The sequence below is a fragment of the Stenotrophomonas geniculata ATCC 19374 = JCM 13324 genome, assembly GCF_001431625.1.
Taxonomy (GTDB): Bacteria; Pseudomonadota; Gammaproteobacteria; order Xanthomonadales; family Xanthomonadaceae; genus Stenotrophomonas; species Stenotrophomonas geniculata.
The window spans coordinates 24,333-36,868 of the sequence record NZ_LLXT01000113.1 but is presented as its reverse complement, the minus strand read 5'-3'; the positions used below and the strand labels follow the sequence as shown (position 1 = coordinate 36,868).

Annotated in this window: 13 protein-coding genes; 5 read left to right on the top strand and 8 right to left on the bottom strand. The window is 67.2% G+C overall.

The window, feature by feature from the left end; translation table 11 throughout:
* Positions 1-260: 260 nt before the first annotated feature.
* Positions 261-1,355 carry a DNA polymerase IV gene (gene dinB, locus ARC63_RS13170; RefSeq protein WP_043398884.1) on the bottom strand — a complete coding sequence of 365 codons (1,095 nt, stop codon included), beginning with the start codon at positions 1,353-1,355 and terminating at the stop codon, positions 261-263.
* A 191-nt stretch (positions 1,356-1,546) separates the two neighbouring features.
* Here dinB and fabA point away from each other — a divergent pair, with 191 nt between their 5' ends.
* Both fabA and fabB read left to right on the top strand, forming a co-directional pair.
* Positions 1,547-2,062: a 3-hydroxyacyl-[acyl-carrier-protein] dehydratase FabA gene (gene fabA, locus ARC63_RS13165; RefSeq protein ID WP_010484110.1), complete on the top strand. Its 516-nt coding sequence runs from the start codon at positions 1,547-1,549 to the stop codon at positions 2,060-2,062.
* Positions 2,062-3,270 carry a beta-ketoacyl-ACP synthase I gene (gene fabB / locus ARC63_RS13160; RefSeq protein ID WP_049410445.1) on the top strand — a complete coding sequence of 403 codons (1,209 nt, stop codon included), beginning with the start codon at positions 2,062-2,064 and terminating at the stop codon, positions 3,268-3,270. The genes fabA and fabB overlap by 1 nt, the downstream gene beginning before the upstream one ends.
* 97 nt (positions 3,271-3,367) lie before the next feature.
* On the opposite strand, the gene ARC63_RS13155 is transcribed toward fabB, so the two are convergent.
* From ARC63_RS13155 to ARC63_RS13145, 3 genes are read right to left on the bottom strand one after another with little or no spacing between them, the layout of a single operon-like run.
* Positions 3,368-4,051 (bottom strand): HAD family hydrolase, encoded by a 684-nt coding sequence (locus tag ARC63_RS13155; RefSeq protein ID WP_057503520.1) that lies wholly within the window; start codon positions 4,049-4,051, stop codon positions 3,368-3,370.
* The gene (locus ARC63_RS13150; RefSeq protein WP_010484113.1) at positions 4,048-4,749 is read right to left on the bottom strand and encodes a pseudouridine synthase; all 702 of its coding nucleotides are present in this window, start codon (positions 4,747-4,749) and stop codon (positions 4,048-4,050) included. The genes ARC63_RS13155 and ARC63_RS13150 overlap by 4 nt, the downstream gene beginning before the upstream one ends.
* On the bottom strand, positions 4,746-5,810 hold the full coding sequence (locus tag ARC63_RS13145) for a class I SAM-dependent methyltransferase (protein ID WP_057503519.1): 1,065 nt from the start codon (positions 5,808-5,810) through the stop codon (positions 4,746-4,748). The genes ARC63_RS13150 and ARC63_RS13145 overlap by 4 nt, the downstream gene beginning before the upstream one ends.
* A 157-nt stretch (positions 5,811-5,967) precedes the next feature.
* Between ARC63_RS13145 and ARC63_RS13140 the strand changes: the two genes are divergently transcribed.
* Positions 5,968-6,231: a hypothetical protein gene (locus ARC63_RS13140; RefSeq protein ID WP_005407925.1), complete on the top strand. Its 264-nt coding sequence runs from the start codon at positions 5,968-5,970 to the stop codon at positions 6,229-6,231.
* 70 nt (positions 6,232-6,301) lie between these two features.
* Here ARC63_RS13140 and ARC63_RS13135 read toward each other — a convergent pair whose 3' ends face one another.
* Both ARC63_RS13135 and ARC63_RS13130 read right to left on the bottom strand, forming a co-directional pair.
* The gene (locus ARC63_RS13135) at positions 6,302-6,595 is read right to left on the bottom strand and encodes a DUF3247 family protein (protein WP_010484115.1); all 294 of its coding nucleotides are present in this window, start codon (positions 6,593-6,595) and stop codon (positions 6,302-6,304) included.
* Between the two features lie 43 nt (positions 6,596-6,638).
* Complete coding sequence (locus tag ARC63_RS13130) at positions 6,639-8,627, bottom strand: hybrid sensor histidine kinase/response regulator (RefSeq protein ID WP_057503518.1); 1,989 nt, start codon at positions 8,625-8,627, stop codon at positions 6,639-6,641.
* Positions 8,628-8,873: 246 nt separating this feature from the next.
* Between ARC63_RS13130 and ARC63_RS13125 the strand changes: the two genes are divergently transcribed.
* Positions 8,874-9,437: a DUF3016 domain-containing protein gene (locus ARC63_RS13125; protein ID WP_010484117.1), complete on the top strand. Its 564-nt coding sequence runs from the start codon at positions 8,874-8,876 to the stop codon at positions 9,435-9,437.
* A gap of 89 nt (positions 9,438-9,526) precedes the next feature.
* On the opposite strand, the gene alr is transcribed toward ARC63_RS13125, so the two are convergent.
* Together alr and ARC63_RS13115 are read right to left on the bottom strand one after the other, a co-directional pair.
* Complete coding sequence (alr, locus tag ARC63_RS13120) at positions 9,527-10,594, bottom strand: alanine racemase (RefSeq protein ID WP_057503517.1); 1,068 nt, start codon at positions 10,592-10,594, stop codon at positions 9,527-9,529.
* Positions 10,573-11,877 (bottom strand): D-amino acid dehydrogenase, encoded by a 1,305-nt coding sequence (locus tag ARC63_RS13115; protein ID WP_057503516.1) that lies wholly within the window; start codon positions 11,875-11,877, stop codon positions 10,573-10,575. Before ARC63_RS13115 ends, alr begins: the two co-directional genes overlap by 22 nt.
* 149 nt (positions 11,878-12,026) lie before the next feature.
* Here ARC63_RS13115 and ARC63_RS13110 point away from each other — a divergent pair, with 149 nt between their 5' ends.
* On the top strand, positions 12,027-12,506 hold the full coding sequence (locus ARC63_RS13110) for a winged helix-turn-helix transcriptional regulator (protein WP_005407919.1): 480 nt from the start codon (positions 12,027-12,029) through the stop codon (positions 12,504-12,506).
* The last annotated feature ends 30 nt before the right edge of the window (positions 12,507-12,536 follow it).

Here is a 12,536-nt window from a genome sequence, read left to right as displayed (position 1 = left end):
AATGGCCAGAGCAACAGCAAAAGCTGTGTCTCCTGAGGTTTGGCAGGGTGGGTCCGGTTGCGGGGGGCGCTGCAAGTACGTCCATGTAAGCTCGGTCGCCGCATCCATGCGGCTCACGCCCCCGCAACCGGACCCACCCCGCCTTCGACAGTTTCCCGCTATCTGTCGGAACCTGCTGCTGATGGTGGGTGCCGACCGTTGGTCGGCACGGGGTCAGAGCCCGTTGCTGCGCAACGGGCTCTGACCCCACTGTTTGATGATTAGGTATCTGTGGGTTTGTTCATGTCGTGCTCGAACAATTCCCCCTGCACCACCGGCTCCTTCTCGCGGAAGCCGCCGAGCCCGACGCCGACCAAACGGTAACGGGTCTCCGCCGGCAGGTCGACGCGGGCGCGCAGGGCCAGTGCGATGTCGCGCAGTTCTTCCATCGATTCCGGTGGGCGCTCCGGGGTGAAGCTGCGGGTGAGGATGCGGAACTGCGCGGTCTTCAGTTTCAGCACCACGGTGTGGCCGACGCGTTCGGTCTTGCGCGTGGCCTTCCAGGTCTTCTCCGCCAACTGCACGATCGCTTCGCCCAGGTCTTCCAGCGGCAGGTCTTCGGCGAAGGTGTCCTCCGAGGAAATCGACTGCACCTGCTGGTCCGGTTCCACCGGCCGCTCGTCGATGCCGCGTGCACGGTTGTACAGGCTGCGGCCGAAGCTGCCGAATGCTTCTTCCAGGTCGATCAACGCCCACTGCCGCAGATCGCCGCAGGTGACGATGCCGCGCGCGGCAAGTTTTCCTTCCATCACCTTGCCGACGCCGGGCACCCGGTTCACTGGCAACGGCTGCAGGAACGCGTCCACCCGCTGCGGGGGGATCACGAACTGGCCATCAGGTTTGCGCCAGTCCGAGGCGATCTTGGCCAGGAACTTGTTTGGCGCGATGCCAGCTGAAGCAGTCAGGTTCGTTTCCTCGCGGATCTGCGCGCGGATGGTGCGGGCGATGTCGGTGGCCAGTTCGATGCCGCTCTTCGGCTCGGTCACATCGAGGTAGGCCTCGTCCAGCGACAACGGCTCGACCAGGTCGGTATGCCGCAGGAAGATCGCGCGCACCTGCTGTGACACCGCCTTGTAACGTGCGAAGTCCGGCGGCACGAAGATCGCATCCGGGCACAGGCGCTCGGCACGCACGGCGGGCATCGCCGAACGCACGCCGAACACGCGTGCCTCGTATGAGGCCGCGCACACCACCGAACGCGCGCCACGCCATGCCACAACCACCGGCTTGCCGCGCAGTGACGGATCGTCGCGCTGCTCCACCGACGCGTAGAACGCGTCCATGTCGACGTGGATGATCTTGCGCAGTCGGGTCATGTCAGGCGGAAGGGGCGAGGGCGTGCCGGACGGGCCACACGCCGAAGTATGGTCGTTGCACATCAACAGGATGCGCGTATTCCATTGAAAACACTACGGTTGCGTACGGTTGAAATGTTTGATCGGCGCAGTTTCCACGGGCATCCTCGAGCGCTTGTTTCCCTGTTTCCCCGCTTCCAGGATTGTGCTTCATGACCCGTCTCCACGCGTTCAACCGCGAACAGCTGCTGGCCAGCGCACGCGGTGAACTGTTCGGCGCCGCCGCCGGCCGTTTGCCCAACGATCCGATGCTGATGTTCGACCGCATCACCGACATCCGCGAGGACGGCGGACCGCATGGCAAAGGCATGGTACGCGCCGAACTGGATATCCGCCCGGACCTGTGGTTCTTCGGCTGCCACTTCATCGGCGACCCGGTGATGCCCGGCTGCCTGGGCCTGGATGCCATGTGGCAGCTGACCGGCTTCTTCCTGACCTGGCTGGGCGCCCCCGGCAAGGGCCGCGCGCTGGGCTGTGGCGAAGTGAAGTTCACCGGCCAGGTGCTGCCGGACGCCAAGCTGGTGCGCTACGAGATCGATATCAGCCGTGTCATCAACCGCAAGCTGGTGATGGCCCAGTCGGACGCGCGCATGTACGTGGATGACCGCGAAATCTACAGCGCGCGCGACCTGCGCGTCGGCCTGTTCACTGAAACCGGGAGCTTCTGATGCGTCGCGTCGTCATCACTGGCATGGGCATCACGTCCTGCCTCGGCAATGATCTGGATACCGTTTCGGCTGCGCTGCGCGAAGGGCGCTCGGGCATCACCGCCCTGGCCGACCACGCCGAAGCGGGCCTGCGCAGCCAGGTCGGCGGCCGCGTCGACCTCGACCTGGACGCGCTGATCGACCGCAAGCAGAAGCGCTTCATGAGCGATGCGGCGGCCTTCGCCTATCTGGCCATGCGCGATGCCATCGCCGATGCCGGGCTCAGCGCCGAGCAGGTCAGCAATCTGCGTACCGGCCTGATCGCCGGTTCCGGTGGCGGCTCCAGCGAGTGGCAGATCGGCGCGGTCGACCTGCTGCGCGAACGTGGCGTACGCAAGGTCGGCCCGTACATGGTGCCGCGCACGATGTGCTCGACCGTTTCGGCCTGCCTGGCCACGGCCTACCAGATCAAGGGCGTCAGCTATTCGCTGTCGGCCGCCTGCGCGACCTCGGCGCACTGCATCGGCGCTGCCGCGGACATGATCCGCCATGGCGCGCAGGACATCATGTTCGCCGGTGGTGGCGAAGACCTGCACTGGTCGATGAGTGTGATGTTCGATGCGATGGGCGCGCTGTCGACCAGCTTCAACGAGACCCCGGCCAGCGCCTCGCGTCCGTACGACAAGGACCGCGACGGCTTCGTCATCGCCGGCGGCGGCGGCATGCTGGTGCTGGAGGACTACGACCACGCCGTTGCACGCGGCGCACACATCCACGCCGAACTGATCGGCTATGGCGTCACCTCCGACGGCGCCGACATGGTCGCCCCGTCCGGCGAAGGTGCGGTGCGCTGCATGAAGATGGCGCTGCAGGGCGTCGATCGTCCGCTGGACTACCTCAACACCCACGGCACCTCCACGCCGCTGGGCGACGTCACCGAGCTCAATGCGATCCGCGAAGTGTTCGGCGATGCGGTGCCGCCGCTGTCCTCGACCAAGGCGCTGTCGGGCCATTCGCTGGGTGCGGCAAGCGTGCACGAGGCGATCTACTGCCTGCTGATGATGCGCGATGGCTTCGTTGCCGGTTCGGCCAACATCGGCGAACTGGACCCGAAGGTGGAGAGCTTCCCGATCCTGCGCGAAAGCCGCGAGCAGAAGCTGGATACGGTGATGTCCAACAGCTTCGGCTTCGGTGGCACCAACGCCGCGCTGGTGTTCGGGCGGGTGTGATGGGGGCAGGTGTGCCGACCAACGGTCGGCACCCACCAATAGATGTAGAGCCGAGCCATGCTCGGCTCAGTGCCGGCCAACGGCCGGCATCTACCGCTTATTTCGGCAACAACGGCACCAGCAATGCGTGCGCGTCCACCAGCGAGCCCACGATGCGGTGGCCCAGTGCGCGCAGCTCTTCATCAGGATGCACCAGGTCCGGCACCTGGATCACGGTCATGCCGGCCGCCAATGCTGCGCGCGTACCGGCCGGTGAGTCTTCCAGCGCCAGGCAGCGTTCCGGGGCCTGGCCCAGCCGCTGCGCGGCCAGCAGGTAGATATCCGGCGCCGGCTTCGGCCGCGCCACGTCGCCACTGGTGATCACCGCATCGAAGTACGGCAGCAGGCCAGCGGCCGTCAGCTTGCGGTTGGCCCGCGGCTGCCGCGTGGTGGTGGCCACCGCACGCGGTACCGCGTGCGCCTTCAACAGCTCCAGCAGCTCCAGGATGCCCGGCCGCAGGGGCAGGCCGGTCTGGGTGCGTGCTTCGTACAGTTCATGGCAGCGTGCCGCCACCGCCTCGATCACGCTGTCCTCGATGCCCTGCGCACGCAGCAGCGCGTGCGAATCGCGGTCACCGAGACCGACCATGCGCAGGAACACGGCCTCGTCCAGGCCCAGCCCGAATTCGTCGGCGGCCTCGCTCCAACAGGCCAGCGAGACCCGCTCGCTGTCGATCATCAGGCCGTCCATGTCGAAGATGACGGCGTCGGGGAGGAACGGCAGCGCAGCGATGGTGGTCATGGAGCGAACAGCGTATCCAGGTCGGTGGAAGTGAGCTGCCGCCATTGCCCTTCGTCCAGCCCCTGCAGGTCCAGCCCGCCGACGCGGCTGCGGTGCAGGGCCTGCACGTGGTTGCCGGTGGCGGCGAACATGCGGCGTACCTGATGGTAGCGGCCTTCATGCAGCACCAGGCGCGCGCGACGCGCATCCACCACTTCCAGTTCAGCCGGCAGCAGGGGCGTCTTCTCGGACTCCAGCATCAGCGTGCCGCTGGCGAACAGCGCCACCTCGTCGCCGCGCAGGTCCTCGCTCAACTCGACCTCATAGACTTTCGGCAGCTTCGACTTCGGCGAGATGATCCGGTGCAGCAGGCCACCGTCGTCGGTCAGCAGCAGCAGGCCACTGGTCTCGCGGTCGAGGCGGCCCACTGTAGACAGCACCGGATCGCGGTCGCGGAAGCGCGGCGGCAGCAGGTCGTAGATCAGGCGGCCGGTGTCCTTGGTCGAGCAGGTGTAGCCGGCCGGCTTGTGCAGCGCGATCGACAGGCCCACCGGCGGGTCCAGCGGCTCGCCGTCGACGCGGATCGCCTCGTGCGGCACCTGGTCGTCGGCATACAGCACCTCGCCGTCGGCGTCGGTGACGCGGCCTTCGCGGAACATCCACTGCACCTGCTTGCGGCTGCCGTAGCCCAGGTTGGCGATGAGCTTGACCAGCTTCACTTGCCCTTCCCCTTCACCGCTTCCACCAGCTTGAAGCCATCACGCTCGGCGATCACGCGCACCGCGCCAAAGCTCTCGTTGAGCGTGTACTCGTACGGCAGGTGGCGGTTGGCCACCACGTACAGGCGTCCGCCCGGGCGCAGCGCCTGCGCGGCCACGGCGATGAAGCGCTGGCCGATGTCCGGGCGATCGGCGCGCGAGGGCGTGTGGAATGGCGGATTGCTGATGATGACGTCGTAGCCCGGCTCGATGCCGGCGGTGACGTCCTGCCACAGGAAGCGCAGCGGCAGCGGACGCGGCGGCGGTGCCAGGTTCAGCTCGGCCAGTGCCAACGCGCGCTGCTCCGCTTCGTACAGGTCCAGCGCGGTGATCTTCGGGCAGCGCTCCAGCAGCTCGCGCGACAGGTAGCCGTAGCCGGCACCGAGGTCGGCGGCGCGGCCGGCCAGGTCGGCCGGCAGGTGCTCGGCCAGCAGCGCCGAGGCCGGATCGATGCGGTCCCAGGCGAACACGCCCGGGCGGCTGAGGAAACGGCCGCCGACGATCGGCCGCACCGCATCCAGTGCCGACCAGCGCTTGGCCAGGTCGGCGTCGTGCTGGCCCTGCATCGGGGCGGTCCAGTACACGCGGCAGTGGTTCTTGGTCAGGCTGCCGCCGAGGCCGGTCAGTTGCTTGAGGTCGCCCTCGCTCGAGCGTGCACCTTCGTTGTTGGACTGGCAGGCAACGATGCGGCCGCCGTCGGCGACCAGCGCCAGCGCACGGGCAAACAGCGCGCGGGCTTCTTCACGCTGGCGCGGCGGCAGCACCAGCACCAGCGGGTAACGGCCCTTGCCGGCCACATCATCCAGCTGGCCACTGACGGTCCAGCCGGCGGCCTGCTGCAGCGGCTGCGCGAACGGGGCGAAGCTCTGCTCGCAGTGGACCTCGCGGCTGCCGGCCGCTTCACGCAGCGGCCAGCCGTCGCGGGCACGCAGGAAGGCCACCGGGCCCTCCGGCCAGCGCAGGGCGCCTTGGGAGAACGGCAGGAACAGGGTCTGCAGGGGGGCGTCGTCGCTGGAGGCCATCGGCGCGGGTACTTCAAGCGTGAGGGCCGTCCATTGTACCGGCTTGGCCGGACCGGCCCCGGTATGCCGCTTTGCGAAACCCGAACGGGGCCTTGATCTGCCAGCAACATTGAAACGTTCAGGGTAGAGGCTCCCCCGGAAACCCAGGAGAACCTGCATGCGAGCCTTGTTCGTCGGTGGCGTGGTCGACAACAGTGAAATGGACCTGGAAGGCAGCCATCCGCCCGTGCATTACCCCGAGGACACCGGCGGCGGCCACTCGCGCTATCGGCTGCACCAGGTCGGTCATGGCGCCGACGGCAGCGTGGCCTATGCGGTGTACGGCGCACCGGACCTGGCCGATGACGAGGTGGCCCGGGTGGCGGAAGAACGCGCCTATGCGCGCCGGTTCGAGGCGACACCGACCTTGTTCGAGCACTGACACACCGGTAGCGCCCGAGCCCACGCTCGGGCGACGGCGCAGCCGAGCGTGGGCTCGGCTCTACATCCGATCAAGGCGCCCTGGGTGGCAGACGGTTGACGCTGGCGATCTCGTCCAGCCACACATGGTGCTGCTGCACCGGCGTGTCGTAGTCATCCAGGCGCAACTGGCCGTTGCTGCCTTCGTCGCCGGCGTCGTTGCGGTACTGCTGCACGGTCGGTTTCACCGCCACGGTGCCGAGCAGGCGGCGACCATCGTGCAGGGTCAGCTGCACCTGCGTTTCGCCTTCCAGCTGCGGCAACAGGGCTTCCAGGCGCGCGATCTGCGCCGGATCGGTATGGATGCGGGGAGCTATACGGGACATCGGCGACCTCCTGCGTGCAGGGTCGCCGATCGGCCGTGAATGCTCAGTGCAGCGCGCTGTCCGCGCGTGGCACCTGCACCTTGCGTACCGCAGCCACCAGCTGTGCCACCGAGTACGGTTTGGCGACATGTTCCTGGAAGCCTGACGCCAGCGCTCGGCGCCGGTCATCGGCGCGTGCCAGCGCGGTCACGGCAACCGCCGGCAGGGTCATCGCATCCACGCCCATGTCCTCGCGCAGCGTGCGCACCAGACCATAGCCATCCATGCCCGGCATGCCGATGTCGGTCAGCATCACGTGGTACTGCAGGTGCCCGGTATCGGCCAGCAACGCCAGCGCTTCACCGGCCGAGCTGGCGGCCGACACACTCGCGCCCTGCTCTTCCAGCATGCGCCGCAGGTACTCCAGCACTTCCGGCTGGTCTTCCACCGCCAGCACATGCATGCCACGCAGCGGGTACGGTTCGACGATCACCGGCTCCAGGATCGGCCCGCTGATCACTTCGCGCAGCGGGCGTCGCTCGGCATCGGGAATGTGCTGCGGCAGGCGCACGGTGAAGGTGGCGCCGTGGCCATGGCCTTCGCTGGCGGCGGTGACGGTACCGCCATGCAGTTCGACCAGCTGCTGCACGATCGCCAGGCCCAGGCCGAGGCCGCCATGGCGTCGGGTGGTGGTGCCATCGGCCTGGCGGAAGCGGCTGAACAGATGGTTGAGGAACTCCGGTGCGATGCCATCACCGGTATCGCGCACCGTGATCACCCAGTGGTTGCCGTCGGCCTGCAGTTGCACGTCGATGCGGCCTTCGGCCGGGGTGAACTTGATCGCGTTCGACAGCAGGTTCCAGAACACCTGCTGCAGGCGGGTGGCATCGCCCAGCACCAGGCTGGGCTGCTCCGGCAGCAGCAGACTCACGTCCAGCGCCTTGCCTTCGGCGACCAGTTCCTGCGCACCGATGGCTTCGCCCAGCAGATCGCGCAGGTCCAGTATCTCCACCTCCAGCTGCACCTTGCCCAGCAGCATGCTGCTGAGGTCGAGCATGTCCGAGATCAGCCGCTTCTGCGCACCGGCGCTGTTGGCGATCACATTCAGGCCCTTGTACAGCGGGCTGGTGTTGTCCACGCGCTGCAGCAGCAGCTCGCTCCAACCGAGGATGGTGGTCAGCGGCGTGCGCAGCTCGTGCGACAGCGTGGCCAGGAACTCGTCCTTCAACCGCGCCATGTTCTCGGCGGCACTGCGCGCGGCACGCTCGGACTGCAGAAGCTCCTCGCGGGCCAGCTCGATCTCGCGGCGTTCGGTCACGTCCGGGCTGCTGCCGGCCAGGCCGATGAAGCGGCCCATCCGTGAGAAACGCGGGCGTGCATTCATCTCCAGCCAACGCCACTCGCCATCGGCGCGTCGGGCCCGCACCAGCGCATGCATCGACCGCTGCGCCTTCAGTGCTTCCTGCAGTTCGTACTCGAACACCGATGCATCGTCCGGATGCACCAGGCCGCGCCAGACATCTTCCGGCACGCGTGTTTCGTCACCGCCAAAGAACTCACTGAAAGCGCTGTTGACGAAACGGGCATGGCCGCGCTCGTCGAGCACCCACACCGGCATCGGCAGGCCGTCGGCCAGTGCGCTGAAGCGGGCTTCGCTTTCGCCCAGCTCCACTTCCATCTGCTTGCGTGCGGTGATGTCGAAGAACAGGATGCCGACCTTGTCTTCGCCCGGACGGCCCACGCGCACCGCATCAACCGCGAACGAGCGGCCCAGCGCACGCGCTTCCATCTCGAACTGGGCGGGGCGGCCACTGCGCGCGACCTCGCCGTAGATGCGGAACCAGTCCTGCTCGTGGCCCGGTTCCAGCACCGTCATGCGCTGGCCACGCGCGTCCTTCAGGCCGGTGTGGCGCTCGAACGCATCGTTGACCTCGATGAAACGGTAGTCCACCGCGCGATCGCCCTCGAACAGCACCTGGATCACGCAGAAACCAGCGTTGATGCGCTCAAGCACGCCATGATGCAGGTCGGGTTCGGGCGCTGGCACCATCATCGGTGGGCGCTCCACGAGGGGCGGCAGTGTGGACTAAGGGGCGTCTGTGCAGGCCGGATTGGAAGCACAGCATCTTCCAAAGCGCGTATTCACAGCGTCAAGCGCCGTCAGTCATGGTTGACGTCGATGAATTGGCGGCAACCACCCTTGCGCACGACGCAATCGGCCATTGCGGTGGCCCGGCCACAGGATCACACTCGATCTGTGATCAACATCGTCCCCAGCGCGGGGACGCAGGAGACCGTCATGAAACGCTCACTCGCGATTGCCCTGCTGGCAGGCGCCCTGGTGGCGGGCGGCGCCAACGCTGCACCGCGCACCGTGACCGATGCGGACGCGCCGCGCGCGTTGCAGGCCGATGGCCCGGTCAGCGTGAAATGGGAGGATCCGGCCAAATTCACCGAGATCCGCCAGAGCACCAACCGCTTCGAGGCCGAACGCGGTGACTGGGTACAGCAGCTGGCCCGCTACCTGCAGACCACCGCTGCCAAGCCGCTGCAGCCTGGGCAGACCCTCGATGTGACCCTGGTGGACATCAAGCGTGCCGGTGACTACGAGCCGTGGCACGGCCCGCGTGGCCGCGACATCCGGATCATGCGCGACATCTACCCGCCGCGGATCAGCCTGCAGTACACGTTGAAGGACGCCAGCGGCCGTATCGTCAGCGAGGGCGATGCGCGCCTCAGTGATACGGGCTACCTGCACAACCTGGGGCTGAAGAGCGACAGTGATCCGCTGCGCTACGAGAAGCGCCTGATCGATGACTGGGTGAAGCGCCAGCTGGCCAGCCAGGCCACCGCTGCGCGTTAGGCCACTCGGTAGGTGTCGACCTTGGTCGACACGCATTACACGGCGCCGACCAAGGTCGGCCGCTACCGAAGCCGAGCGTGGGCTCGGCTCTACACGTATACCTTGGCCACGCGCTTGACCGCGCACGGCAGCTGGTACGCACTCACGCCACAGCGCGGCGCCAGTTCGGACAGCGTCGGTGCGCTGCCCCACAGTTCCACCACGCTGCCGATGCCGGCCTGGGCATGCGCGGTCAGGTCCACCGTCAGCATGTCCATCGACACGCGCCCGATCAGCGCACCGGGCTGGCCGTCGATCAGCACCGGGGTGCCATTCGGGGCGAACTGCGGATAACCGTCGGCATAGCCGAGCGCGACCACACCCACGCGGGTGCGTGCCTTGGCCACGAAGCGTGCGCCATAACCCACCGGCTCACCCGCCTCGATCCAGCGCTCGGCGATCACCTTCGACTGCATCGTCATCACCGGGCGCAGGCGCTCGGTCAGTGCCGTGTTGTCCGGCAGCGGATTGGCGCCATACAGCATCAGGCCCGGGCGCACCCAGTCGCTGCGTACATCCGGCCAGCCCAGCAGCGCCGGCGAGTTGCACACGCTGGTCTCGCCGTCCAGGCCGTCGATGGCCCGCGCGAAGGTCGCGGCCTGTTCGTGGGTGCGTTCGCTGTCCAGCTCATCGGCGCGCGCCAGGTGGGTCATCAGCACGATGCGCTCGACCTGCGGCAGCGCCGACAGGCGTGCATGCGCGGCACGGAAGCTGTCCACGTCCAGGCCAAGGCGATGCATGCCACTGTCCAGCTTCAGCCACACCGTCAACGGGCGCGGGCTGTCGTAGGCAGCAACGGCCTCCAGTTGCCACGGCGAACCGACGGCGAACCAGAAGTCATGCTCGGCCACCAGCGCCATGTCGCTGGGCTCGAAGATGCCTTCCAGCAGCAGGATCGGCGCACGGATGCCGGCCTGGCGCAGCTCCAGTGCCTCTTCGATGGTAGCCACGCCGAAACCATCAGCCTCACTTTCCAGCGCCTGCGCACAGCGCACCGCGCCATGCCCATAGGCATCGGCCTTGATGATCGCCAGGGCCTTGCCACCGCCCAGTTCACGGGCGAGCCGGTAGTTGCTGCGCAGGGCGCCCAGATCGATCAGCGCGCGGGCAGGACGCATGTGCGGTTCTCTTGTTGCGGCGCGTGACCGTACTGGCCGTAGCGGAAAATATCCAGGCCTTCGGTGCTGATCTGCGGCTGGCGCGCGCTCATCAGGTCGGCCAGGTAGCGACCCGAGCCGCAGGCCATGGTCCAGCCCAGCGTGCCGTGGCCGGTGTTGAGGTACAGGTTGCGGAACGGCGTGGCGCCGATCACCGGCGTACCGTCCGGCGTGGCCGGGCGCAGGCCGGTCCAGAACTGCGCACGCGACAGGTCGCCACCCTTCGGGTAGAGATCGCTGACCACCAGCTCCAGGGTTTCGCGGCGGCGCTGCGACAGCGACAGGTCGAAGCCGGCCACTTCGGCCATGCCACCGACGCGGATACGGTCGTCGAAGCGGGTCACCGCCACCTTGTAGCTCTCGTCGAGAATGGTCGAGGTCGGCGCCATCGCCGGGTCGGTGATCGGCAGGGTCAGTGAGTAGCCCTTCAGCGGGTACACCGGCAGGCGCATGCCCAGCGATGCGACCAGCGCCGGCGAATAGCTGCCGAGCGCGACCACGAAGCGGTCGGCGGTTTCCAGCTTGCCGTCGATGCGCACGCCGGTGATGCGGTCGCCATTGAACTCCAGGCCGGTGATGTCCTGGTCGAAGCGGAACTCGACACCGGCATCCACGCACATCTGCGCCAGGCGGCGGGTGAACAGCTGGCAGTCGCCGGTCTGGTCACGCGGCAGGCGCAGCGCGCCGACCAGGCCATCGACGTGGGCCAGGGCCGGTTCGGCCTGGATGATGCCGGCGCGGTCCAGCACCTCGTACGGCACGCCGTACTGGGCCAGGATCTCGATGTCCTGCGCCGAGGCATCCAGCTGCTGCTGGGTACGGAACAGCTGGGTGGTGCCCAGGTCGCGGCCTTCGAATTCGATGCCGATCTGCGCACGCAGCTCGTTCAGGCAGTCGCGGCTGTACTCGGACATGCGCACCATGCGCGCCTTGTTGATCGCGTAGCGCTCATGGGTGCAGTTGCGCAGCATCTGCCACAGCCAACGGTACTGGGCCAGGTCCATGCCCGGCTTGATCGCCAGCGGCGCGTGCTTCTCGAACAGCCAGCCGATGGCCTTCTTCGGCACGCCCGGGGCCGCCCACGGCGAGGTGTAGCCGAACGACAGCTGGCCGGCATTGGCGAAGCTGGTTTCCAGCGCCGGGCCGGGCTGACGGTCGATGACCGTGACTTCAAACCCGGCCTGTCGCAGGTACCAGGCACTGGTGGTGCCGATCACGCCGCTGCCGAGAACTAGGACTCGCATGGGACTTCTCCAACCCGATCATTCCCTGCACTGGAGCGTGCCGGGACCATAATTGGGGAAGTATAGACAGCCATTACCAGTTGATTTGCCTGTTTTGAAATCAACCGGCAGGATGTTCTCCTGCAATTCATTCCCCAAGGTTGACGGCCATGGCCACCCGTACCCGCGAACTGGACAAGATCGACCGCAAGATCCTGCGCATCCTGCAGGCCGAGGGCCGCATCTCCTTCACCGAACTGGGCGAGCGGGTCGGCCTGTCGACCACGCCATGCACTGAGCGTGTACGCAGGCTCGAGCGCGAAGGGGTGATCACCGGCTACCACGCCCACCTCGACCCGGCCGCGGTGAAGGCCAGCCTGCTGGTGTTCGTGGAGATCAGCCTGGCCTACAAGTCCGGCGACATCTTCGAGGAGTTCCGGCGCGCGGCGCTGAAGCTGCCCAACGTGCTGGAGTGCCACCTGGTATCGGGCGACTTCGATTACCTGCTGAAGGCGCGGATCAGCGAAATGGCCTCCTACCGCAAGCTGCTCGGCAGCACGTTGCTGACGCTGCCGCATGTACGTGAGTCGAAGAGCTACATCGTGATGGAAGAAGTGAAGGAAACGCTGAGCCTGCCGATTCCGGATTGAGGCGCTCGCAGGATGGGGTCAGAGCCCGCG